General features: G+C 52.4%; 21 protein-coding genes and 1 pseudogene. 21 read left to right on the top strand and 1 reads right to left on the bottom strand.

The window, feature by feature from the left end:
- Positions 1–154 precede the first annotated feature (154 nt).
- The 13 genes and pseudogenes from E6C51_RS07885 to E6C51_RS07825 all read left to right on the top strand — a co-directional run bounded on the left by E6C51_RS07885 (position 155) and on the right by E6C51_RS07825 (position 12,477).
- The gene (locus tag E6C51_RS07885) at positions 155–2,311 is read left to right on the top strand and encodes a type VI secretion system Vgr family protein (protein ID WP_190235585.1); all 2,157 of its coding nucleotides are present in this window, start codon (positions 155–157) and stop codon (positions 2,309–2,311) included.
- 10 nt (positions 2,312–2,321) lie between these two features.
- Positions 2,322–2,711 carry a hypothetical protein gene (locus E6C51_RS07880; protein WP_190235584.1) on the top strand — a complete coding sequence of 130 codons (390 nt, stop codon included), beginning with the start codon at positions 2,322–2,324 and terminating at the stop codon, positions 2,709–2,711.
- Complete coding sequence (locus E6C51_RS07875; RefSeq protein WP_190235583.1) at positions 2,708–4,081, top strand: HNH/ENDO VII family nuclease; 1,374 nt, start codon at positions 2,708–2,710, stop codon at positions 4,079–4,081. Before E6C51_RS07880 ends, E6C51_RS07875 begins: the two co-directional genes overlap by 4 nt.
- A 3-nt stretch (positions 4,082–4,084) precedes the next feature.
- The gene (locus E6C51_RS07870) at positions 4,085–4,645 is read left to right on the top strand and encodes an SMI1/KNR4 family protein (RefSeq protein ID WP_190235582.1); all 561 of its coding nucleotides are present in this window, start codon (positions 4,085–4,087) and stop codon (positions 4,643–4,645) included.
- A gap of 413 nt (positions 4,646–5,058) precedes the next feature.
- Entirely contained in the window at positions 5,059–5,310 is a 252-nt protein-coding gene (locus E6C51_RS07865) for a hypothetical protein (RefSeq protein ID WP_146931943.1), read from the top strand.
- A 9-nt stretch (positions 5,311–5,319) separates the two neighbouring features.
- The gene (locus E6C51_RS07860; RefSeq protein ID WP_146931945.1) at positions 5,320–6,336 is read left to right on the top strand and encodes a DUF2169 family type VI secretion system accessory protein; all 1,017 of its coding nucleotides are present in this window, start codon (positions 5,320–5,322) and stop codon (positions 6,334–6,336) included.
- A 119-nt stretch (positions 6,337–6,455) separates the two neighbouring features.
- Positions 6,456–7,388 carry a hypothetical protein gene (locus tag E6C51_RS07855; RefSeq protein WP_190235581.1) on the top strand — a complete coding sequence of 311 codons (933 nt, stop codon included), beginning with the start codon at positions 6,456–6,458 and terminating at the stop codon, positions 7,386–7,388.
- 4 nt (positions 7,389–7,392) lie between these two features.
- Complete coding sequence (locus E6C51_RS07850; protein ID WP_146931949.1) at positions 7,393–8,364, top strand: DUF4150 domain-containing protein; 972 nt, start codon at positions 7,393–7,395, stop codon at positions 8,362–8,364.
- Positions 8,365–8,376: 12 nt separating this feature from the next.
- Complete coding sequence (locus E6C51_RS07845; RefSeq protein WP_190235580.1) at positions 8,377–9,354, top strand: type VI immunity family protein; 978 nt, start codon at positions 8,377–8,379, stop codon at positions 9,352–9,354.
- 161 nt (positions 9,355–9,515) lie between these two features.
- Positions 9,516–9,929, top strand: coding sequence for a DUF4150 domain-containing protein (locus E6C51_RS07840; protein ID WP_190235579.1), 414 nt, complete (start codon positions 9,516–9,518; stop codon positions 9,927–9,929).
- Between the two features lie 337 nt (positions 9,930–10,266).
- Positions 10,267–10,488, top strand: coding sequence for a hypothetical protein (locus tag E6C51_RS07835; protein WP_190235578.1), 222 nt, complete (start codon positions 10,267–10,269; stop codon positions 10,486–10,488).
- A gap of 30 nt (positions 10,489–10,518) precedes the next feature.
- Complete coding sequence (locus E6C51_RS07830; RefSeq protein WP_190235577.1) at positions 10,519–11,280, top strand: type VI immunity family protein; 762 nt, start codon at positions 10,519–10,521, stop codon at positions 11,278–11,280.
- Between the two features lie 15 nt (positions 11,281–11,295).
- Positions 11,296–12,477 (top strand): annotated as a pseudogene (locus E6C51_RS07825) (IS3 family transposase).
- On the opposite strand, the gene E6C51_RS07820 reads toward E6C51_RS07825, so the two are convergent.
- Positions 12,443–12,862, bottom strand: coding sequence for an Arm DNA-binding domain-containing protein (locus tag E6C51_RS07820; RefSeq protein WP_190235576.1), 420 nt, complete (start codon positions 12,860–12,862; stop codon positions 12,443–12,445). The pseudogene E6C51_RS07825 and the gene E6C51_RS07820 overlap by 35 nt on opposite strands.
- Positions 12,863–13,167: 305 nt before the next feature.
- Here E6C51_RS07820 and E6C51_RS07815 point away from each other — a divergent pair, with 305 nt between their 5' ends.
- From E6C51_RS07815 to cas2, 8 genes are all read left to right on the top strand, one after another.
- Positions 13,168–14,193, top strand: a complete 1,026-nt coding sequence (locus E6C51_RS07815; protein ID WP_190235575.1) for a hypothetical protein — start codon at positions 13,168–13,170, stop codon at positions 14,191–14,193.
- Between the two features lie 665 nt (positions 14,194–14,858).
- Positions 14,859–17,105 (top strand): CRISPR-associated helicase Cas3', encoded by a 2,247-nt coding sequence (cas3, locus tag E6C51_RS07810; RefSeq protein WP_190235574.1) that lies wholly within the window; start codon positions 14,859–14,861, stop codon positions 17,103–17,105.
- 274 nt (positions 17,106–17,379) lie between these two features.
- Positions 17,380–18,048, top strand: a complete 669-nt coding sequence (cas5c, locus tag E6C51_RS07805; protein WP_190235573.1) for a type I-C CRISPR-associated protein Cas5c — start codon at positions 17,380–17,382, stop codon at positions 18,046–18,048.
- Positions 18,045–19,787: a type I-C CRISPR-associated protein Cas8c/Csd1 gene (cas8c, locus tag E6C51_RS07800; protein ID WP_190235572.1), complete on the top strand. Its 1,743-nt coding sequence runs from the start codon at positions 18,045–18,047 to the stop codon at positions 19,785–19,787. The genes cas5c and cas8c overlap by 4 nt, the downstream gene beginning before the upstream one ends.
- Positions 19,784–20,737: a type I-C CRISPR-associated protein Cas7/Csd2 gene (gene cas7c / locus E6C51_RS07795; RefSeq protein ID WP_146931964.1), complete on the top strand. Its 954-nt coding sequence runs from the start codon at positions 19,784–19,786 to the stop codon at positions 20,735–20,737. Before cas8c ends, cas7c begins: the two co-directional genes overlap by 4 nt.
- A 3-nt stretch (positions 20,738–20,740) precedes the next feature.
- Complete coding sequence (gene cas4, locus E6C51_RS07790) at positions 20,741–21,412, top strand: CRISPR-associated protein Cas4 (protein WP_146931966.1); 672 nt, start codon at positions 20,741–20,743, stop codon at positions 21,410–21,412.
- Entirely contained in the window at positions 21,409–22,443 is a 1,035-nt protein-coding gene (gene cas1c, locus E6C51_RS07785) for a type I-C CRISPR-associated endonuclease Cas1c (protein ID WP_190235571.1), read from the top strand. The genes cas4 and cas1c overlap by 4 nt, the downstream gene beginning before the upstream one ends.
- Before the next feature lie 10 nt (positions 22,444–22,453).
- On the top strand, positions 22,454–22,744 hold the full coding sequence (cas2, locus tag E6C51_RS07780; RefSeq protein ID WP_146931970.1) for a CRISPR-associated endonuclease Cas2: 291 nt from the start codon (positions 22,454–22,456) through the stop codon (positions 22,742–22,744).
- The last annotated feature ends 133 nt before the right edge of the window (positions 22,745–22,877 follow it).

Genomic DNA, 22,877 nt, shown 5'->3' with positions numbered 1-22,877 from the left:
CAAGCCAGATCCATCCCCTTAAAAAAAACAATCCAGACCTTGACCTTTTGGGAATGTGACCTAGTTTTCTGTTATTAGAGTGATCGAACCGCGCATTCAGTGACCACCGATACGGTCTTTTAATTTTTAAAAACGATATTTTGGGGACCTGTCTATGGATGACGAATTCTCAACCGTGGATTTTATTCAAGCAAGCCGAGTTTTGAATGTATCGTCGCCGTTGGGTGATGATCAACTTCTGCCAGAGCGGTTGACGGTCGAAGAAGGCGTAAATCGTCTGTTCGACATCACGCTGTCGGTCCGCGCCAAGCGCGAGGCAATCAAGGCAGAGGAACTGATCGGCAAGCTGGTCGACGTATCCCTGGAGATCCGCCAGGGCGAGTTCGATGAGGACGGCGTGCGCCGGCCGTTCAATGGGCTGGTGACCAATCTATCCGAGGGGCCGCCGGTAACCCGCGGCTTGCGGTCTTACACGCTGACCATCCGTCCGCAGTTGTGGCTACTGTCTAGGCGCTCAGATTGTCGCATCTGGCAGAACGTGACCTCCATGCAGGTCTTGGAAACGTTGCTGTCGGAACATGGTCTTCCCGCTGCATCTTACGCGCCAATGCACAAGAAACCGCCTGAGCGCGAGTACAGCGTTCAATGGAATGAGACAGATCTCGATTATTTGCTGCGCCGGTTTGAAGAGGATGGGTTGTTTTACTGGTTCGAACATGAAGTGGGCGTCCACCGCATCAAAGTCAGCGATCATAAAATCGCCTGGAGCCAGCCTTCGGCGTCGGCGGAAGGTGTCGAAAAAGTGAGATTAGCGCAAGGATCTTCCGATCGCAATCACATCAACGATTGGATGCGGCAGCTTGCCTTCATCCCCGGCCAGCGCGCCGGGGCCGACTGGAATTTCGAAACTCCCAGCACCGTACCTTTGAATGTAACGCCGTCGCTTATCCAGATGCCGGGTGCAAAACAACGTGAGCTTTACGAATATCCAGCCCGCATCAGCGATGTAAAGGAAGCCGAGCAGGCCGAGACCTTCCGCATGCAGGCAGCGGAGGCCGATCATGAGCGAGTGACGGGCAAGTCAAATGTACGCTTCCTTGAAGCAGGCCGGCGCTTTACGCCTTATGAGGAACCGCATCCGGAACATCAATACGAAGAGCATGTGATTACCCGCATCACCCACTGGGCAGTGGACCGTTCCTATGAGACGACGGAGAACGAGCCGGAGTATCGCAACGAGTTTGAGGCTATTCCTTCACGCGTGCCGCTGACCCCGCATCGCAACACCAAACGTCCGCGTATTGAGGGTGCGCAGGTGGCGATCGTTGCCGGACCCGAAGGTGAGGAAATCCACACGGATCAGTATGGCCGCATCAAGGTCTGGTATCCATGGGACCGGCGCGCCAAGAAGGATGGTTCCGACACCTGCTGGGTGCGGGTGGCGCAAAACTGGGCGGGTGGACAATGGGGTGGCCAGATCATCCCGCGCATCGGCATGGAAGTGATGGTCGCCTTCGTCGACGGCGATCCGGATCGGCCGTTGGTAACGGGCGTGGTGCCCAATCCGAAGAATCCGGCCCCGTATAGTCTGCCAGCGAACAAGACGAAGAGTGTATTTCGGACAAATACGCATAAAGGAAAAGGTTTTAACGAGTTGTCCTTCGAAGACGAAAAAGGCTCGGAAGAAATTTATTTGCATGCGCAGCGAGATCATCGCATTCACGTTGAAAACTCCCACTCCAAAAGGATCGATAACAACCAGGCTGAATCCATTGGTCATAATAAAATGATCGAAGTGGGAAACAACCATCATGAGGTCATTGGTGGAAATATGACGCTGATGGTTGGACCCAATATACTGCAAAAAGGTGTGACGGCAGCAATGGGAGTACTAAAAAGCGCCGTTGGAGATGTCCTCACTACTAAACTTGGATCTTTCACGGATAAGCTAGGCTTTTTGTCAGAAGCGACGATGGGAGAAGGCAATATGATAGTGGGTGTTGCCAAAAACAAGGCGGAAACTGTGATGGTGTCTTCGACTGAAGTGGTGGGTGCGGGTAAAGCTACCACTGTGGGAGGCGGTTATCAACTCGTTGTCGGCGGCGTACATAACCAGTCGATTGGTATCGGCGCTTATGAGGAAGTCGGTCATAATAAGTCAACGGTCGTCGGCAAGTTATATGAAGTCCGTGTTGGAAAATCTAAAATTTTGATGTCTGAAAATGGCGTAGTACACATTTCTGGCGTCAAGATCACGTTGGAGGCCGAGGAGTCGATCCACCTTAAAGCAAAACGTATCGACCAAAATTGAAAGGCCCCGAATGACGCAAATTTGCGAGGATGACTGGATTAATAAATCTCTTGAACGGAGATCGGTCCGTGATGAGGTTCACAGCGCCTTCTGGAAAGAAGTTGGCGCGCTTGCAGAATGCGAGCGCAGCGCCGTAGAAGCTGCACCCGTTTCACAGCGATTACCTCTAGTTCGGTTACTTCAGGTTACTCGCGATATTGTGACTGACGATGCACAAAAAAAATTCCTCGCAGTTATCGCCCGCGCAATTAAGTTGAACGGTCTCGGGCGAGGATTTATGGGGCCGGTTGTTGAGAATATTGACGATTTAAACAATTACCATACCAAATCCCTAGAGCATTTCTTTACAGTAAATTATAAATTTGAGGGTCGCCGTGAAGGTGAATTTATGGGCGGATGATGCGTATTTCTGGATTTCCGCAGATATTTTACGAGCAGGCGGATAAGAGCGGTGGTCCGGGTAGCCTCGCGCAGCGTGCCAACGCTTTGGTTCGAGGCGCAAAGAACATGGATATTCCTCTAGAACAGTTTTTACTTAACGTGGAGACTGATTTGGGAGAACATGTCTATCAAAAGCTGATGGGCTATGCCGCTACACTACATATGCTGGGGCTTCTTGCTGGAGCAATTGGATCCGCGGAAGAACAGCGAAATGCCCGAGAAGCGCTTACGCGCGCAATTAACAAATACCTTGAAAGTATTAAGGTAGATGATTCCACCAATTCCATCTATTTTGAAAGTGCGTATGGCGCTGATAGCAGTGGTATGGCGACCGCATGGTTGCTTTCCAAGTGGTTTGGTCTGGACGGAGCTCGAAAATCGATAGAGGATGCTGGTAGAGCAAACCATCAAGCCAATCAAGCAGTGAGTCAGATGATAAGAGACTTTGTCTCTTCTCTGTGGAATGATTTGACGAAAGCTTGGGACGATTTCTGGAAAGATGTCGACGAAAAAGGATTGCTCTACGCGATCCGAAAGACACAAATTGATGCTGCCTTTCTTGCTGCCGAAATTGGAATAACAGTAGCACTTTCAGTCGTTACAGAGGGTGCAGCGGCACTAGCGCTGTCCGGATTGCGGATAGTTGGGGAGCGTGTGAGTGCAACCGTAACTCGCGTCGTTGTCAAAGGTTTGGCACGTGCGGGCGAGCGAACAGCAGAAAGAGCTGGTGTGCTCTTCACCCAGGAGATAGCGGATTCTCAAATAAATAAAAGGATTATCAAAGAGGTCTTTGACGAAGAAAAATTGGGCGTTGGCACTGAACGTTCTGATGTGGGTAGGCGTGCTGAACTACCTGTTAAGCCCGTTGAAAAGCCAAAAGCTGCGGAAGGGCAGTCTGATTCACCTGCTTCAAAGCGGACCGGAGATGCGAAACGGTGGAAGCCCCGAGAAGTAAATGGCCGGAGAGTGTATCAGCGAGACGATTTAATCGATCCCGACTTTATTGATCCTGATACTGGTTTATCAAACCTTGAGAGAATGCGTGCTGGCCGGCCGCCTATTGGACCTGACGGCGAAGCTGTAGAACTTCATCATATGATACAAGAGGAAGGCTTGCCGCTTAATAATGGCATGGCCCCTCTTGCAGAAGTAGAGAAGACATTTCATTCCACCAATTATGATACAATCCACATTTACAGGAAAGGTGATCCTGATTACGTTAGTTGGCGGAAAACAAATCCAGAAAATGCGAAGAGATACGATAATTACCGACGAAGATATTGGAAAACCCGCTCGAACGATTTCGTTGCTAATTCATCTAAGGAATGAACCATGACTGAGCAAGCCTACCGAGAAGCAATCAAGCTTTTGAAAGAAAACGGACTGAACCCTCTTCCGGTTAAGCGCCCGTCGTATGAGGACATTATGCGTTTGGAACAGCGCTTAAACGTGCAGCTCCCGAATTCATATCGCATGATGCTTCTTGAGCTGGGGCTTTTGCAGGTCGAGTCAATTGATATTGCTGGCATCGGTAACTCCGGATTGGAAGGTAAGACAGCAAGCAATATTGTTTTTGCGACGGAGAAAGACAGGGCAGAGGGGCTAATCTCTGGAACAATGGTCAGAATTGGAACGAGTGGTTATGGTCCGTTCTATTTCATCGACTGTGGCGAATTAGACGATCGTGGCGAAGCGCCTGTTTGGGAGGCACCTGGGAATGGCGTATCCCATGGAAAAGATAGAATAGCGGATAGCTTCGGCGATTTTCTTTTGACGGAAGTTAGAAACCTTATTGAGGGTCTTAATGATGAGGCTGATGAGGCAAATCTTGAGGACTCAAAGTCGCAACGTAGTCAATATTGGAAGGATAGATCGAAGGATTTCGATTCTTGATATATCCAGCTTTCGAAGAACAATGATGCTTCTTTCTCAGGGGAAACCATAAACATCAGCCTGGCACCTCTTAACCAAGGCCATTTTTAAATATTCGACCCATCGGTGAAATATGAGAATATGATATATTCCTAATATCAAGAGGAATTTTGCTCGGCTCTCGATCCTAGGAAGAAAATGTTTACACTCTGCGATATGAAAAACAAATCAAAGATTTGGATAATTTTATTCGTTTTAATTTCACTGCCGCAGTATATTTACTTTATGACTGACTTGTTATCTTTCTTGAGTTTTCTCATTACAATTGAAAGTATTTTTATTTACATTTATTTACGATATATTTTAAAAAAGCTTTTTTGTAAAAATTTAACGTGAATTAATAAAATCGAAGTCGGCATCTGAGGAGTACTTCAATGAATGCAATACAGGATAAGTCTGCATTTTTGCTGCCTGATACATCGGACAGCAGTGATCGCTGGTCGAAATTGATGGCATTGGCCGACCTATTGGAGATTGACGAACGTACCGGGACGATCACAATAACCAACGGCAAATCGTCTCTCACACTGCGCAAGGACGGCCGCATCTCTGTCAAAGGTGTATCGATCACTCAGCAGGCGGAGCGGTCCATTGCTCTCGATGCGGCCGTCATTGATTTGAATTGACAGTCCATCATGTGGCAGGTTGACAATAAAACACCGTTTGCCGTGCTCGGCTATTTTGCTCGAGATCGGGCCGGTCTTGAGCACTGGGTTATCGCAATCCGTGCACGGTTTCATATTCTTCCAAGCCAGTTGAGCGCCTTGTTGGAGGATCAAGGTGAAATTCGGATCAAGCCGGAATATGCAGATGGCGAAGGACTCGAGTTGCTGGCCGAAGGTGACTTATGCGCTTTCAAACCCAAAACCGACGTGCTTTTGACCGGTGAGTCGCGTGCTCCTGCCGGTCACAAGGTCAATAAGGTCGAGGTTGGATTCGATTTGGCTGGACGGAGCAAACGGGCAGTTGTTTTCGGCAAAAGGCAGTTGCGTCAGAAGGACGGAAAACTAAACCTAGACGGCTATGAGGCGTTTGAGACATGTCCTTTGAGTTGGCGACATAGCCTTGGTGGACCAGACTTTCTCGATCCTGATGCGGACCCAAATCAAGATAACCCGATAGGTATGGGCTGGTCATCGAAATGGCCGGATATTCCCGATGGGACGGAAGTTCACTTGCCGCTGATTGAAAATCCAGAACGGTTCATCGATTCAGGTCCCCTACCCGCACCGATTGGCTTTGGCGCGATCCAACCATCATGGCGGCCAAGGGCATCTCATGCTGGAACCTATGATGATGATTGGAGGAAATACGAAGCACCCCTGTTGCCATCGGATTTTTCTGAGCAATTTTATCAGGTCGCACCCGCTGATCAGATATTCGATCTCAAGGGTGGCGAGACAGGCCGCATCTTTGGCATGCACGAGGACGGAGACTACGGCTTCCGCCTGCCACAGGTGATCATGGATTGCAGCACCTGGATCAGGGGCCAGAAAGTCGAAACAAGACCAAGGTTGATTTCCGTCCTTTTGAATGGCTCTGACAAGACACTTGAGATGGTGTGGAACAGCAATCTGCCATGTCCGACTGGTGACATGTCGGTCTCGCACTGCCGCGTTCACGTCAAACAGATGGCGGGAGTTGAGCGATGACAGCGTTTGCTCAAGTGTACGGCATCGGTCTTTGCTGCCCACTGGGCAAAACCCTTGAGGATGCGTCCAAGGCCTATGCGGCAAATGATCATAACTTTGTAAAATCCGAAAGAGGACCCGTGGGGGTGGATGGCGCGCCGGTCACGCTTTCCTGTGTGATGCCTTTTGAGGAAGTCCGAAATTTCGAACTGCGCTTGCAGCGGCTTTTCAAAGGCGCTGTCGATGACTTGGTTAAGACGCTTGATGTCAGCGATAGCGCGGTTTCGATGCGTCTTGTCGTCCCCCGCTGGCTGGCTCGACATAAAATCGGCCAAGACTTGGCAAGCTGGATTGTCGCGACCTGGCCCACTCTGTTCACAGATGTTGCCTTACTCGCTGATGGTGACACTTTGGCCGTCTATGAACTGGTCAAGGGATTGCAGGATATTGCCGAGGGGCAAATCCCCGCCCTGGCTGTTGCTGCACTCGATAGCTATATGGATGCCGAACTCCTCGACATGCTCGCAATAAGCGACCGCATTTATAAGCGCGGCACGCCCCACGGCCTCGTGCCGGGTGAGGCAGCGGTGATTGTCATGCTCGGCTCCAGTGCAACATTCCCGGATGCGCCACCCGTTGGGACGATAAGATCAGCTTTCAACGGTTTCGAGGCTGAAAATCTTGCGAAACCGCAAGGCATTATCGGTAGAGGCCTCGCCAAGCCGTTACGCAAGGCCTTTGAAGCCTTTCAGCCCGATCGTTTTCTGGTCGACCTTAATGGTGAACGTTGGCGCTCGGAAGATCTCGGATTCGCGCTGTCGGGTGCGCTCATTCCTGACACGTTGCTCTCGGACTTTGAAACGCCTCTTTCGAATACCGGTGATTGCGGTGCCGCCAACGGCTTGGTGATGACAGCATTTGCTTTATCGACGCCTGAGGCGACCATCGAGCCCGATGTTTCCACACCAGATGATCACGAGCCAAGGCGTAGCCTTCTGTCGGTCCTATCAACCTCACATGTTGAGGGACCGCGCTGTGTCATTGCGCTTGAACGCTCTATAAGGGAGAACTGAGCCCATGCAGGAAACTGTCTCCATTAATGGTTTGACGCTTTGCCACAAGCACTCCGATGGCTGGGTTCGCTCAACTTTGCCGGATGTGTGCAAAAGCCCTGATAAACCCGTGCCCTATACCAATACGGCTTACGCCCGCGATCTTGCCAAGGGTACAACCACGGTGTTCTCTCACGGCGGAGCCATGAATGGCATCAAGGGTTCCGAATTTTTCCGCTCCTTCGGCGATGAACCGGGCAACGGTGGGGGCGTTAAGTCCGGCGTGCATCTGGACCGGGCGACATGGCTTTCTTGGTCGCCGAATGTATTTATGGAAGGGCGTAATGTTACCCGGCTGACGGATCGTATGTTGCTCAACAAGGGCAACACCATTTCGGCAGGCGGGTATTTTACAGGCAAGCTAACCGGCACGGACAAAGCAACTGCAGATCTTCTTTGCAATCTTGCGTGTAGCTGCAAGGGAGAAAAACAGGTCTGTGTCGATGCCGCCATTAAAGCCATGCCAAAGACACCCTTAGATGGTTTATATTCTGAAGTCACTTTTGATCCGGCTGGAAATATGTACAGGGCACCGGATGGTTCACCGATAACACGGATGGGGGTGCCCGGATCCCGACTTGATGTAACAAAGATGACTGGTGGTTCGCCTACGGAATTCATAGAGATGAAGTTCAAGGGTGACCGATTTCGGGGAAATCAGCTTGATAGATATACTGATATCGCCGGGGAACATAAAAAAGAATTGCAAATAATATTGATCGAGAAAGACTGCAAATGTGATGATGACAACGAAAAGAAAAAGAGCGTCCCAGAAACCCAACCTCAACCGATGACAACACAACAGAAAATTGGCGTTGGTGCCGCAGCTCTAGCGACGGTCGGAGCAATCGCTTGTGCAATTATAGAGCCTTGCGGTGCGGTCGCTCTTGGAGCGCTCGGGCTTGGTGGTGCAGCTTCGTTGGCCGCGGCAAATTAAGGAGGAAAACTGATGGCTAAGATGCACCTTTCACCAGAGCTTGCTAGCGAACTGGACAAGGTCGAATTGTCAGATGATGGTTTCGTCGTTGGTCGAATTGGTTTTGCGCTTGAACTCTATTTCCTGGGCGGAGAGAAAGTGGAAACCCGCCTGGCGCTTTGCAAAATGCTGCGCGAATATCATACCCTGTTTGCAGATAGGATCTCGCATTATCTGAAAGTGGATGCAAACCGTCTCACAAAAGCCGATGGCGAGGCTTATCTCGATTATTATGAGGAGCAAGCGCGATCACTGCCGCCAGATGAAGCCATGGACGCGATGGTATTTGGCTATCCGGAAAAGAAGATCGTTGATGAACCTACCCCCATTAGTATCTCCTTTACCGCTATTGGGCCAGATCCGCTTATGACACTCGGCCGATCTAGTATCTGTGCATATTTCTCTGCAAGTTTTATTGCCGAGCACGGATATGGTGCGTTGCTCGACTTAGCCTTGCGTTGGTCGTCTGCCATCAACATCCTTCACGGTAGCGCCGGATATAGTTTGTTGTTTGAGCATGGTGTTTTTTCCGGTAGTGAGGCGCTCACAGTCCTACCAGCACTGAAACGGTTTCCCGGCTTGGACTTTTCAGATCCTGGACGTTTCAAGGTTCGATCTAAAAAAAGTGATGGTCTCTCTTTTAAGTCTATCAACTGGTTAACAGTGCTTGGAGATAAGGTCGCCGACCGTCTTGGTGACAAAACTGCGTTGCGGGAAAAGCTCGGATCATTTTGCCCTATCCATGATTTTGATGGAGGGATTGTGGTGCAAGCTGGTGAGGAGCCACAACTGGGGGATAACAATCGCGGTATTGTGCTGGATGATTATCGTCGTGTGGCAGAAGCTTTAAAGCCTGTGCGATTCGAGGATTACCAACTCGGATTGTTCGCCTTGCCGGACCCCTATGACAGTGTGCAAGAAACCCTAACATGGCTTAAGCGCTTTGACTAAGGCTTTTTCGGCCGCCTGTAGACAACCATCGAACCTGGCGGCTCTGCATCGGACAATCAAGAGCCAATGCGCAGCCTTCTGTCGGTCGTATCGATCTCGCATTTTGAGGGACCACGCTGCGTCATTGCGCTCGAGCGCTATGAAAGGGAGAACTGAGGGCCATGCAGGAAACTGTCTCCATCAATGGTTTGACCCTCTGCCACAAGCATTCCGACGGTTGGGTTCGCTCTACTTTGCCGGATGCATGCAAAAGCCCGGATAAACCCGTGCCCTATACCAATACGGCTTACGCCCGCGATCTTGCCAAGGGTACAACCACGGTGTTCTCGCACGGCGGAGCCATGAATGGCATCAAGGGTTCCGAATTTTTCCGCTCCTTCGGCGATGAACCGGGCAACGGCGGGGGCGTTAAGTCCGGCGCGCATCTGGACCGGGCGACATGGCTCTCCTGGTCGCCGAATGTATTTATGGAAGGGCGTAATGTTACCCGGCTGACGGATCGTATGTTGCTCAACAAGGGCAACACCATTTCGGCAGGCGGGTATTTTACCGGGCCAGTTCGCGATAAAAAATGAAGATCTATTGGAAGAGTTTTGCAAGGCTGCTTGTGCATGCCTGGCTGCTGGGACAATGAATCAGCGTTGCGTCGCAGCCAAGCTAAAGGAATGGGCCAAGGCCAACGGGAGAAATGTTTATCCAGAGGCTAGCTATGTTCGAAGCGGTCCAAAAGGCGAGTGGCGTCTGTTAGGGGAACGCGCTGACGGCAGCTTGCGTACAAGTCGTCCACCGGGCTCGAGAGTCCCAGATGTGACTGACCTTGATAATAAATCGATCGTCGAGGGGAAACTGAGTAACCCGAAGACCGGCTTCAAGGACAGATATAATCCCGGGCAGGAGAGTGACTATTAAAGAATGGCAAAGCAGAATGGTCTTACTTTTGAAAAGGTAGATTTTGACGATTGTAATTGTGACGGAAAAGGCAGATCCAAAGAGGTCAGAAAAAGAGAAGCAGCACAGGCAACGCAAGATTTGAGTGTTGCGCAAACGCTTATGTCGATAGCCAGTTTTGCCGCGAGAAGAAATCCACTTGGGCTGTTTCTGGATATGCTTTTCACACCTTCACCTGCTTACTGAAGCCGGGATGATTGAGAGGAATTCAATTCAATGACAGAGATTCATGTTATAGATACAGGCGCCATCAAGAAATACTCCGATTTTGATAAAATATATTTATCATATGGCGAGTACAAGGACGTTATATTCGGATTTTCTGCAAATTTATTCTATGAGGACGGATCAACGAAAGAAGGACGTATTCGGGGTAATAAAATACTATCGCGATACCGTGATTTATTTCCCAAGGAAGTCAGCCACTTTCATCCGTTTGGTGCGCGACATCGCCGAAAAATCGATAAAATCGATCCAATTGATTATTACAATAAGTCTACGGATAAAATTTCCGATGCTGAAACCTATGGAGCCGGATTGTATGGGTTTAACGCAGAATACCATGTAAATGGAGCGACTCCATATACAATAGGAAACGTCGGTTCGTCAAAATTTGACAGGTGGTCATACGTGGATGCTTATTTCCGTGCCTCCTGGGTGGAGACTCAAGGCCACGAGTTCTTGCGAAAGATGTTGTTGTCATGGTGCGATATTCTTAAGCCTAGTCACGGAACATTTGGCGTATCGGTGCTTTTCGATACCGGCGGTTTTACCAGTAGCCAATGCGTGCTTGCTTTTCCTGTTTTCACAAGATTTCCGGGCATGGATGTGCCTCGTCTCGGCACCTGGACTATTGAAGTTGGGGAAGAGGCTGACAAATGGTGGATTAGAACCATCAATTGGCTTACCATTCTCGATGACGTATTCGTCTGGCCTGCTGCCGGTTTTGTGGACACTGAGTTAAGGTGTTCTGCATGAAACCGGAGAGCATGAATGCAACGACGACAGTTCAGTCGGGAATACAAAATTGAGGCTGTGAAGCTGGTCAAGGAGCGCGGTGTCAGCGTTGCTCAAGCGGCCCGCGATCTTGATGTTCATGAGACGATGCTTCGAAAGTGGGTGCGCGAATTCGGTGCAGATCCAGCTGAATCATTTACTGGTAACGGTCAGATGAAGCCAGAGCAGCTTGAGATCGAGCATCTGCGGCGTGAAGTGAGCAAGCTGAAGGCGGAGCGTGACATCTTAAAAAAGGCCGCAGCCTACTTTGCCAAGGACGTGATATGACCCGAAGGGCCGCGCAAAGCAGCGAATTTCGCGTTCATTGCAAAGCACCGTTCGATCTGGCCATGAAACTAGAATTGCGGCATGGCTCTGCGAAGCGCTGGGTGTCTCACGTTCGGGCTTCCATGCCTGGCTTAACCGCTCGCCGAGTGATCATGCTCGCTATGATGAAGTTCTTTTCGACACGATCGGGCAGAGCTTTCGCTCAAGCGACAGAACCCATGGTGCTCGCCGTGTCTGGCATGACGTGCTGGCGGAAGGGCTATCCTGCGGGCTTCATCGCATTGAACGGCTGATGCTGCGCCAGAATGCTCTGAGGGCGCGTCCCAGGCGGCGTGGCCTGCCGAAAGATGCGGGCGAGCGTTCGGTGATCGGACCGAATGTGCCCGATCATCAGTTCTATGCCGAGCGACCCAACCAGAAATGGGTCGCAGACTTCACCTACATCTGGACGGCGGAAGGGTGGCTTTATGTGGCCGCCGTGATCGACTTATTCTCCCGCCGCGTTGTTGGCTGGTCAATGAATGTCAGCATGACGGCCCAACCGGTTACCGATGCGCTAATCATGGCCATCTGGCGCAGAGGAAGCCGGAAGCGCTTCTGCATCATTCTGATCAGGGGAGCCAATACACGAGCGAACAGTTCCGACGCCTCATGACCGATCATGGTATTACCTGCTCGATGAGCCGCTCTGGAAATGTCTGGGACAATGCTGCGATGGAGAGCTTCTTCTCATCCCTGAAAACAGAAAGGACAGCACGAAAGGTCTATCGAACGAGGAATGATGCCAAGGCGGATGTGTTCGATTACATCGAGCGCTTCTACAATCCGAAACGACGGCATTCGACACTGGGCTATCTCAGCCCGATGGAATTTGAAAACAAGGTAGGATGAGCTTAACCCAGTGTCCGAAAAACCGGCAGCAGGCCACCTTGGTGTGCCGCTGGGCGTATCGTGTGATGAACTGAGGTATGACATCGCCAAGCGTCAAAACCTCCGGCGCTGGCTCAACGTCGCGCTGCTGGAACGTGCCCAATTGAATGTCGCGCAGGATCCTTTGCGCTTGTTCACGCGCATCCTTTAGCGACAGAACTGGATAGGTTCCGAGTTTGATGCGGCGCGATACGCCATCAACCCGGGTTGCCAGATACCAAACCTTGTTGCCCGCATTGGATATGCGGATACGCAATCCAGTGACCAATTCGTCGCGGACCTCATACCGCTTGCCTTCAGCGGGAGGGAGATTGTCGAGGAGTTTGGGTGTGAGTTTTTTTCGCATGACGCAACAATAAGATTGCAACTTCTGCGTGTCATGGTGCGATTTGGAGCTAAAATTGATGAAGTAGTTCTAGAAGACGAGAATTGAAGGATTTGAGATATCCGGATGTCTGATTCTTGGTAGCAAGGTGCATTTATTGTTGCCGTTCGAGTGCAGTCGAATTGAATCTGCGAGCTTCGGTTGGTTTCTGAAACAGCGTGCTTGTGCGACTGAAAACGGTGAATGAATGAGCGCAGATTACGCTTCGCAGAAGACAAACGCGTTAGTTGCTGCTTTACCATATAAAACAACCAGAGACATAATCTATGGATAAGCTCAAGGAATTCCGTTTTTTTCCATATTACTTGAATAGCCGACGTATTGCAGACATCACTGGAGAGCGCCTTCCGTTGGCGAGCCAAACATCACTGAACAACAATTCCAGTACCAGAGTTGGCGCAATGGATGCAACTTTGAGGGCTTCGAAACGCCTAATGTACTCAGGTCAAGTACCGAATTTGGCAAGCCTCGTTTCTCGGGAGATCGTCCACGACCGGGTGCTCAGTTTCGTCTGGGGCGTTTTCACCTTTCGCGGGGCATCTAAGGCCTTAGACTTGGAACTCAAAGGTAAGCCAATAGTCAACGGTAGTTTCTCTGGCTCGATCCCCTTGGGCGACCGCGAATACCGTATGTCGGGGCAAATGCACAACGAGCATTACTACTCTGACAGCTCCATAACTGTTCTGACGAAAAAAAGAAGGATGTTCATCCTCGGTCATTTCGATTTTAGTGATGAAGACAATGTGATCGTATCGCCTTATCTTATGGGTGAGTTGGTAGAAGACCGATATTTTGCCAACTCTCTTTCATCGAGTATACGCGTCTTCCCTGATATGATTGATCAATTTGCTAGGATTAAAGAAGTCCCCTTGCCTAGCAAAGAAGAGCTACGACTTCTGGAAGCTATGCCTGAGGATGACGTGAAGCAGGCTTTTGCTGACATCATAGGTGAGCATTATGTCCCTAAGGACTGGGGCGGTGAGAAATCGGACTTGACGACCACCAAGATAACGTTGGCAGGTCAGAGACATCCGACTGCCTTTATATTTAAAGGCCCGTCGGTGAAGGGCGAAATGCACCCAGCAAATATGGGAAAACGCGGAGATCAATTGGTGCGAGTTTTTGATGAACCCGTAAATCTTGTTGTCGTGCAGCACTGGAACAAGATTGCAAATTCGGTCGTCCGGATTGCGGAGGCTTTGGCTTACGATCCCAGGCAACCACGCCAATACTGCATTATTGACGGTTTAGAGACTGCCCACATTCTAAAAGCTTACGGACGTTTAAAATAAAAGAAAGTCTACCGAGCCCCGCATCGTTGAAGTTTAAAGCCGAAAGCGTGCTCCCCACCTTAACTGCCTTCAGCCGGCCATTGCCTCCGTCAAACAACTTTTCGGTTATACATCACGGGTATCATATGGGGGCCAAAGTTATTGATCTAGAATGTGGAACGCTGAGGTTAGATGACGAAGATTGGCAGCTTGAAATATAAACAGTTCAATAACTTACTGAAACCATTCGAAACGAGATGACCTTAACTACCACTATCCCCAGTCCTGTTGAAAATCCGCGTGTCGGTGGTTCAAATCCGCCTCCGGGCACCATTTACTCCATCGAATAAATTGTGTTTTGACAGAAAAGACCTATTAATTTTGGCACTTCAAAACTTCAGGTTTAACGACTTACGTTTTTGTTTACTCAGCTCTGCCTGAAAGTCAGCACTGCAAACGTCGCGCGCGTTATCATGCGAATGTTTGGCCATCGCTTTAGTCGCACGACCCAGTGCAATCTTTCCATAAGTCCTATCCATCCCAGCGAGAATAGTCGCAACCGGGTACCCACAATATCGCAAACATCAATCCAAGATTTTAATTTTATAAACAACAATCTTGCCTTGAACTTGTTTCAATTGGTAGAGAACCCACTGTAGAATTGGCCAAAAAATCGGGAGGGGCCATTGGCAAAGGTTTTCTACGCACATTCAGGAACGCCAAACGACAAACATGATTGGCAGGGTCTGAAAGAACATCTTCTTGCTGTGGCAAAATTGGCTGCGGAGATGGCGCGGCCACTTGGTTTGGAAAAGGCTGCTTATCTTGCCGGCCTGTTTCATGATCTGGGCAAATATACAGCCGATTTTCAGCGGCGGATTGAGGGAGCAGCCATCCCCGTCGATCATTCCACCGCTGGCGCACTTCTCGTGCTGGGCGACATCATCAGCAAACAAGACTGGCCCATGGGAGAGGTGATTGCCTATTGCATCGCCGGTCACCATGCTGGTCTGCCGGATCGGCGCAACGAAACGCCAGCCTGTCTGGACCGCAGAGTTGAAGCAAAGTTACCGACGCTTGACCCGATCTGGAAGCAAGAACTGGTCTATGACGCCCAAAACCTTATGCCGGAGTTTGCCAGGAGCATCCCACCCAAAACGGCGCATTTTGAACTCAGCCTGATGGGCCGGATGATTTTTTCCTGTCTGGTCGATGCCGATTTCAAGGATACGGAAGCCTTTTATACGGCGCTCGAAGGCCGGGAGGCTGACAGAAACTGGCAATCTCTTCAAACTCTCCTGCCTGATTTTCTGGCGCGCTTCGACGCCCACATGCATGAAAAAAGCAAAGGCGACAGCAGCCTGAACCGTCTTCGTGCCGATATTCTCAGCCATGTGCGCGGCAAGGCGCTGGAGCAGCCCGGCCTGTTCACCCTCACCGTGCCCACCGGCGGCGGCAAGACATTGGCGTCTTTAGGCTTTGCGCTGGACCACGCCAAAGCCCACGGCCATCGGCGCATTATTTATGCCATTCCCTTCACATCGATCACTGATCAAACGGCGGCCATTTTCAGCGATCTTCTGGGCGCAGACCATATTCTGGAGCACCATTCCGCCATTGATCAGGAAAAATTCGACCCCAAAATGCGCTCGGAAAGCCGCGACAAGCTGAAACTGGCGATGGAGGATTGGGCGGCCCCTGTGGTTGTCACCACCAATGTGCAGCTTTTCGAAAGCCTGTTTGCCGCCAAAACCTCACGGGCACGCAAACTGCATAATATCGCAGGCAGTGTAATTATTCTGGACGAGGCGCAAACCATTCCGCGCCCTCTGCTCAAGGCCTGCATGCGGATGCTGGATGCTTTGGCGAGATGTTATGGCTGCACCATCGTGCTGTGTACAGCCACACAACCGGCGCTCGATCAGGACAGGCTGGAGGGCGGCCTGCCGCTGAAAGGGCGCGAACTGGCCCCAGACCCGCATGATCTGGCGCAACGCCTGCGCCGCGCCCGTATTGTCCATCTTGGCGACAGGGACAATGCCGCACTGATCAATGCCTTGACGGAGGAGCCTCAGGCATTGGTGATTGTCAACAGCCGCAAACATGCGCTGGAGCTGTTTCGTGAGGCGCAGCAGGCAGGTCTTGAAGGCCTGGTACACCTCACCACACGCCAATGCGCCGCCCACCGGAAAACCACTCTGGCCGATGTGCGCGACAGGCTGAAGGCGGGGCGACCCTGCCGGGTGATTGCCACCAGCCTGATTGAAGCGGGCGTTGATGTGGATTTTCCCAAAGTGTGGCGGGCCGAAGCGGGGCTGGACCAGATTGTGCAAGCCGCCGGACGCTGCAACCGCGAAGGCAAGTGGGATGTGGAAGAGAGCGTGGTCAGCGTGTTTTCCGCACGCGATTATCCGCCCCCATCGGAATTGCACAAACTTGCCAGCGATATGAAACGGGTGCTGGGCAAGCATGAGGATCTGCTCTCGCTTGCCGCCATTGAGGATTACTTTGGCGAGGTCTATTGGCGCATGGGTGACAAGCTCGATGCCAAGGGCATTCTGGGCCAATTCACCGTCACCCGCAGCGGCACCGATTTCGCCTATCGCACCGTGGCCGAAAAATTCCAGATGATCGAAAGCGGCATGACGCCCGTGATCATACCGCTGGATGCGATAGCGCAAAAGGCAGTGGATGAACTGGAAGTTGAAGGGATCTTCTCTGGCACCCTCGCTCGAAAATTGCAAACCTACGTTGTGCAAGTACCACCAAAGGCAAGGGACATTTTAATCCGCAATGGCCACGTGGACTTTGCGCGGGCGGATTTGCGAGGGGATCAGTTTGCGGTGTTGAAGACGGCCAGTCTGTATCACGCCGACGTGGGGCTAATGTGGGATGATGGGGAATATTTGGCGGCGGAACAGAGCATTTTTTGATCTTTAGCCTCTTAACGCTTGAAGTCTATAGATAGACATACTATCTCTTCGTTGTGCAGACAGCGAAGGGTGTCAATATGCGTGTTCCAGATATGAATGACCACGACTTTTGGAGTTCAGTGGGCGCTATAATTGTTTTGATCTTGGTAAAGGTGGCTAGCTGGTTTATTGGCTAGCTAGCCCGCCCCACCAAAGTCGCCTCGATTGCAGAGGTGTGGATTGAAACAAGCGTTAAGATGCTAAGGCGTGTAATACAAAAAGGGGCGGGCAACCTTTGGCTTACGGAATTCGATTAAAAATATGGGGCGACCACGCCTGTTTTACGCGCCCAGAGATGAAGGTAGAGAGGGTCTCTTATGACGTAATCACACCCTCGGCGGCGCGTGGCATTCTGGAAGCCATTCACTGGAAGCCCGCCATTCGCTGGGTGGTGGATACCCTTCATGTGCTGGAACCCATCCGCTTCCAATCCATCCGCCGCAATGAGGTGGGTGGCAAAGCGCCTGCGGGCAAGATCAAAAGTGCCATGAAGCGCGGCGATCTTGCCGATCTGCAATTGCTGGTCGATGAAGACCGCCAGCAGCGGGCCTCCACCGTGCTGGTCAAGCCCGCCTATATCATCGAGGCGCATTTTGAGCTGACCGACAGAGCCGGGCCAGAGGATAACGAAGGCAAGCATCTGGATATTTTCAACCGCCGTGCAAAAAATGGCCAATGCTTTCACCAACCCTGTCTTGGCACCCGCGAATTTGCCGCAAGTTTTGAGCTGATCCCGCCCGGCACCCCGCTGCCGCAGGCCATTGCAGAAAGCCGCGATCTTGGCTTCATGCTGTGGGATATTGACCATCAGGCCAAGGATCGCCCTGCCCTGTTTTTCCGCGCCGTGATGGAAAACGGCGTGGTCAAGGTGCCGCAACCGACCTCCCCGGAGATTCGCCGATGAGCATTTTGGCCTCTTTGGTCCGCGCCTATGATCGGCTGCCGGATGCACCACCCTTTGGCTTTTCATCGGAAAAAGTCGGCTTTCTGATTTCCCTGAAGGATGATGGCACAGTTGCCCATGACCCGATTCCTCTGCTTGACGGGGAAGGCAAGAAGAAGCAACCCCGCATGATGCTGGTGCCGCAGCCGGTCAAGCGCACGGCGGGCATCTCTCCCAATACGTTTTGGGATAAAACCTCCTATGTACTGGGCGTTACAGCCGCTGAGGGCAAGCGCACAGCAGATGAGCACGCAGCCTTTGTCAAACATCATCTGGATATGCTGGACGGCAATGATGATGCAGGGCTTCAGGCTCTTCGGCTTTTTCTCTCGCATTGGACACCGGAGCAGTTTGCCGCACGGCAATGGCCGGATGAGATGCTGGATCAGAACATTATCTTCTGCCTGGAAAGCGACCGTCTCAACAGAATAATGCTGCATGATCGCCCGGCAGCCAAAGCGCTGTGGAGCAAGCGCGGCAACGATGCAGCGAGCGCGGCGCAAATCTGCCTTGTCACGGGTGAAGCGAGGCCTGTGGCGCGTCTGCACCCTTCCATCAAGGGTGTTTGGGGCGCACAATCCTCTGGGGCGGCGCTGGTTTCCTTCAATCTCGACGCCTTCACCTCTTACGGCCATGAGCAAGGCGACAACGCTCCCGTCTCTGAAGCGGCGGCCTTTGCCTATACCACTGTGCTCAACCGCTTTCTGGAAAAAGGCAGCAGCCATCGTATCCAGATTGGCGATGCCTCCACCGTGTTCTGGGCAGATGCGGAAAAAATTGAGGTGGCCGAGCAAGCGGAAAGTCTGTTTTCCTTCTTTGTCGATCCGCAAGCCGATGATGCAGAGGCCACCAAAAAGATTGGCATTCAACTGGCGCGTATCCGCCAGGGCGATCATCTGAGCGACATTGAGCCAAAGCTGGAACAGGGTGTGCAGTTTTACGTGCTGGGCCTTGCGCCCAATGCCGCCCGGCTGTCCATCCGGTTTTTCTATGAAGGCAGCTTTGGTGAACTGACCCGCCATTATCAAAGCTTCATCAGCGAAATGCGCATTGAGCCAGCGCCGCGCGATGAATATCCGCCTCTGTGGCGTTATTTGCGTGAAACCGCCGTGCTGGGCAAATCCGAAAACGTGCCGCCCAATCTGGCGGGAGAGTGGATGCGCGCCATTCTCTCCGGCGCACATTATCCGATGACATTGCTGTCCAGCGTGTTGATGCGCATCCGCGCCGATGGCGATGTCAACGCACTGCGTGTTGGCATTTTGAAAGCCCTTCTCATTCGTAATTTTAAAAGGGAGGCCCCTGTGGCACTGGACCCCGACAATAAAAACAAAGGCTATCTGCTGGGTCGGCTGTTTGCCGCCTATGAGCAGGCACAAACAGCAGCGCTTGGCACCAAGGTCAACGCCACCATCAAGGATAAATTCTATGGCTCGGCCTCGGCTCAGCCGCGCAAGGTGTTTGCGCTGCTGGAAAGCGGCTCCGCCAACCATCTCTCCAAGATTGGCAAACAATCACCGGGACGCCGCGTCAATCTCGAAAAGCTGATTGGCGGCATCATGGACAGTATGGAGCCGGGCTCCGATCCCTTTCCCGCCGCGCTGAATGCTGAAGAGCAGGCACTGTTTGGCCTTGGATATTACCATCAACGCAATGAATTTTTTAAGAAAACCACTGAAACCTCTGAGGCTGCCCAATGACCGCACTTGCCAACCGCTACGATTTTACGCTGATTTTCGAGGTCACAAATGGCAACCCGAATGGCGATCCCGATGCGGGCAATCTGCCGCGTCTGGACCCGGAAACCAATAAGGGTCTGGTGTCAGATGTCAGCCTCAAGCGCAAAATCCGCAATTACATCGAGCTTGCCAAAAGCGGCGAGGACAGTTTTCACATTTATGTGCAGGAAGGGGCTATTCTCAATGAAAAGCACCGCCTTGCCTATAAGGCGCTGCGCCCCGGCGATGCCAAGGCCGAAAAAGACGCAAAACTGAACCCGAAGGATGATGCCGAAGCCATCAAACTGCGCGATTTCATGTGCGCCAATTTCTTTGATGTGCGCACCTTTGGCGCGGTCATGTCCACGGGCATCAATTGCGGACAGGTCAAAGGTCCGGTGCAATTGACGTTTGCCAGCTCGGTTGAGCCCATCATGCCGCTGGAAATTTCCATCACCCGCATGGCTGCCACCAACGAGGCCGAAAAGAAGCAAAAGGCCGAGGGCGACGATTCCAGTGATCGCGTGGACAACCGCACCATGGGCCGCAAGCATATTGTGCCCTATGGTCTTTACCAAGCCCATGGCTTTATCTCGGCCAAATTTGCCGAGCGCACCGGCTTTTCGCAAAGCGATCTGGACCTGTTGTTTGATGCGCTGATCAATATGTTCGAGCATGACCGCGCCGCTGCCCGTGGCGAAATGGCCACCCGCAAGCTGATTGTGTTCAAGCATGAAAATGCGCTGGGCAACGCCCCTGCCCACGCCCTGTTTGATCGGGTCAAAATTGGCCGCAATGTCGATGGTGAATTCCGCGCCATTGATGACAAGCGCATCGGCAATGAACCACCTGCGCGCAAATTCTCCGATTACATCATTGAAATTGATCGGGAAAATCTGCCCGCTGGTGTCGAGATCATCGAAAAGCTGTAAGCCATGACGGAAGCTGTTGCAGGGCCGGAAGACGAACGGAGTGAGCCTCTGCCGCTTTCGGCCTTGCAGCACGCCGTCTATTGCCTGCGGCAAGCGGCGCTGATTCATCTGGAGCGGCTCTGGGCCGAAAACCGCTTTACCGCCGAAGGTCAGGTGCTGCATGCCGTGGCCGATAAAGGCGGCAGCCGCAAGGCGCGCGGGGTGCGCCGGGCCATGGCATTGCCGCTGTCCTGTCGTCGGCTCAATATTGCCGGCGTGGCCGATGTGGTGGAGTTTCACCCCGATGGCAACGGCACAGACGTGCCCTTTCCGCTGGAATACAAACGCGGCAAGCCCAAACTGCACCGCGCCGATGAGGTGCAGCTTTGTGCGCAGGCGCTCTGTCTTGAAGAAATGACGGGCGTCGGCGTGCCAGAAGGTGCCCTGTTTTATGCCGAAACCAAGCGGCGCGTGGTTGTGCCTTTCGATGCCGATCTGCGACAGTTGACGGAAGAGACAATCCACGCCCTGGCCGAGGTGTTGCGCACCCGCACAACCCCGCCGCCAACCGACAAGCGGCAGCGTTGCCGCGCCTGTTCGCTGCATGAGCTATGTCGGCCCGATATTGTCGCCAAGCCGGTGAAAAGCTGGCGCAGCCGCATGGTGGAAAAATTGCTGGCGGAGCCATCTGCATGAAAAAACTGCTCAATACCGTCTACATCACCACCGAAGGAGCCAGTTTACGCAAGGATGGCGAAAACCTCGTGGCCGAGGTGGAGAGTGTGGAGCGGGCACGGGTGCCCTTTCACATGCTGGCATCTGTTGTGGTGTTTGGGGCGATTTATGTCTCTCCGGCCCTGATTGGGGCCTGCGCCGCCGCTGGCATTACGCTGGTGCTGCTGGAGCGCAACGGCCGCTTTCAGGCCCGTATCGAAGGCCCGATCAGCGGCAATGTGCTGCTGCGCCGCGCGCAATATAAGGCATCGGATGCCGCCGAGGAGATTGTGCGCTCCATGCTGATTGGCAAAATTGCCAACCAGCGGGCCGTGCTGATGCGCTCGTTGCGGGATTATGGCGACGACTATGACGCCAAAGACCGCGAGGCGATTGAAACCGCAACCGAGCGACTGGCCCGTATTATCCGCCGGGTTGAACGCGCCGACGACAGCGTGGAGCTGATGCGCGGATCAGAAGGCGAAGCGGCCAATCTGTATTTTTCCGTTTTTGATCATCTGATCCGCTCACCCGATGAAGAGCTGCGCTGGAGCGGTCGCTCACGCCGCCCGCCGCTAGACCCGATCAATGCGCTCCTGTCGTTTCTCTACACGCTGCTGACCCATGATTGCCGCTCCGCCTGCGAAAGTGTTGGGCTGGACCCTGCCGTGGGTTTTCTGCACCGCGACCGACCGGGAAGACCCAGCTTAGCGCTGGATCTGATGGAAGAATTTCGTCCGGTTCTGGCTGATCGGCTGGCGCTCTCGCTGATCAACCGGCGGCAATTGCGCGCCCGCGATTTTGAAACCCGCGATGGCGGAGCCGTGTTTCTCACCGATGATGCCCGCAAAACGGTGCTGACCGCCTGGCAGGAACGCAAAAAGGAAGAGCGCCTGCACCCCTTTCTGGACGAAAAAGCCCCGCTTGGCCTCGTGCCTTATCTGCAAGCACAAATGCTGGCCCGCCATTTGCGCGGCGATCTGGATGCCTACCCGCCCTGGTTCTGGAAATAAGGAGCGCCCCATGCTTGTTCTCGTAACCTATGACGTGCGAACCTCGGAAGAAAACGGAGCCGCCCGCCTGCGCGCCGTTGCCAAGGCCTGCCGCGATTTTGGCCAGCGGGTGCAATATTCCGTGTTTGAAATCGAGGTAGACCCGGCCCAGTGGACAAAGCTGAAAGCCCGGCTGGAGAGCATTATCAAACCGGAATTCGACAGCTTGCGCTACTACTATCTCGGCTCCAACTGGCAACGAAAGGTCGAGCATATCGGCGCAAAACCCGCCACCGACCTGAACGGCCCATTGATTATCTAATCCACTGCACTCTACGATAAAACCGCGTGCGAACCCCAAGCGTGCCACCAAACCCCGGCAGGTTCGGACCGCAGTTTGTTTTTTGAAATTGTTCAATAATCTATTTTTGCCTTCTTTCCTTATTCAGGTGAAA

It is taken from the genome of Gillisella terrae (assembly GCF_004801395.1).
In the GTDB taxonomy this organism is placed as follows: Bacteria; Pseudomonadota; Alphaproteobacteria; order Rhizobiales; family Rhizobiaceae; genus Allorhizobium; species Allorhizobium terrae.
The sequence above is the reverse complement of the archived record's forward strand: the minus strand, read 5'-3'. Positions and strand labels throughout refer to the sequence as shown.

Excerpts from the sequence above, each read along its gene's own strand:
- cas4 (WP_146931966.1), top strand. The coding sequence starts at position 20,741 with ATGACGGAAGCTGTTGCAGGGCCGGAAGACGAACGGAGTGAGCCTCTG.
- cas8c (WP_190235572.1), top strand. The coding sequence starts at position 18,045 with ATGAGCATTTTGGCCTCTTTGGTCCGCGCCTATGATCGGCTGCCGGAT.
- E6C51_RS07870 (WP_190235582.1), top strand. The coding sequence starts at position 4,085 with ATGACTGAGCAAGCCTACCGAGAAGCAATCAAGCTTTTGAAAGAAAAC.
- E6C51_RS07820 (WP_190235576.1), bottom strand. The coding sequence starts at position 12,862 with ATGCGAAAAAAACTCACACCCAAACTCCTCGACAATCTCCCTCCCGCT.
- E6C51_RS07815 (WP_190235575.1), top strand. The coding sequence starts at position 13,168 with ATGGATAAGCTCAAGGAATTCCGTTTTTTTCCATATTACTTGAATAGC.
- E6C51_RS07860 (WP_146931945.1), top strand. The coding sequence starts at position 5,320 with ATGTGGCAGGTTGACAATAAAACACCGTTTGCCGTGCTCGGCTATTTT.
- E6C51_RS07865 (WP_146931943.1), top strand. The coding sequence starts at position 5,059 with ATGAATGCAATACAGGATAAGTCTGCATTTTTGCTGCCTGATACATCG.
- E6C51_RS07830 (WP_190235577.1), top strand. The coding sequence starts at position 10,519 with ATGACAGAGATTCATGTTATAGATACAGGCGCCATCAAGAAATACTCC.
- E6C51_RS07845 (WP_190235580.1), top strand. The coding sequence starts at position 8,377 with ATGGCTAAGATGCACCTTTCACCAGAGCTTGCTAGCGAACTGGACAAG.
- E6C51_RS07850 (WP_146931949.1), top strand. The coding sequence starts at position 7,393 with ATGCAGGAAACTGTCTCCATTAATGGTTTGACGCTTTGCCACAAGCAC.
- E6C51_RS07835 (WP_190235578.1), top strand. The coding sequence starts at position 10,267 with ATGGCAAAGCAGAATGGTCTTACTTTTGAAAAGGTAGATTTTGACGAT.
- cas1c (WP_190235571.1), top strand. The coding sequence starts at position 21,409 with ATGAAAAAACTGCTCAATACCGTCTACATCACCACCGAAGGAGCCAGT.
- cas2 (WP_146931970.1), top strand. The coding sequence starts at position 22,454 with ATGCTTGTTCTCGTAACCTATGACGTGCGAACCTCGGAAGAAAACGGA.
- E6C51_RS07875 (WP_190235583.1), top strand. The coding sequence starts at position 2,708 with ATGATGCGTATTTCTGGATTTCCGCAGATATTTTACGAGCAGGCGGAT.
- E6C51_RS07840 (WP_190235579.1), top strand. The coding sequence starts at position 9,516 with ATGCAGGAAACTGTCTCCATCAATGGTTTGACCCTCTGCCACAAGCAT.
- E6C51_RS07885 (WP_190235585.1), top strand. The coding sequence starts at position 155 with ATGGATGACGAATTCTCAACCGTGGATTTTATTCAAGCAAGCCGAGTT.
- cas7c (WP_146931964.1), top strand. The coding sequence starts at position 19,784 with ATGACCGCACTTGCCAACCGCTACGATTTTACGCTGATTTTCGAGGTC.
- E6C51_RS07880 (WP_190235584.1), top strand. The coding sequence starts at position 2,322 with ATGACGCAAATTTGCGAGGATGACTGGATTAATAAATCTCTTGAACGG.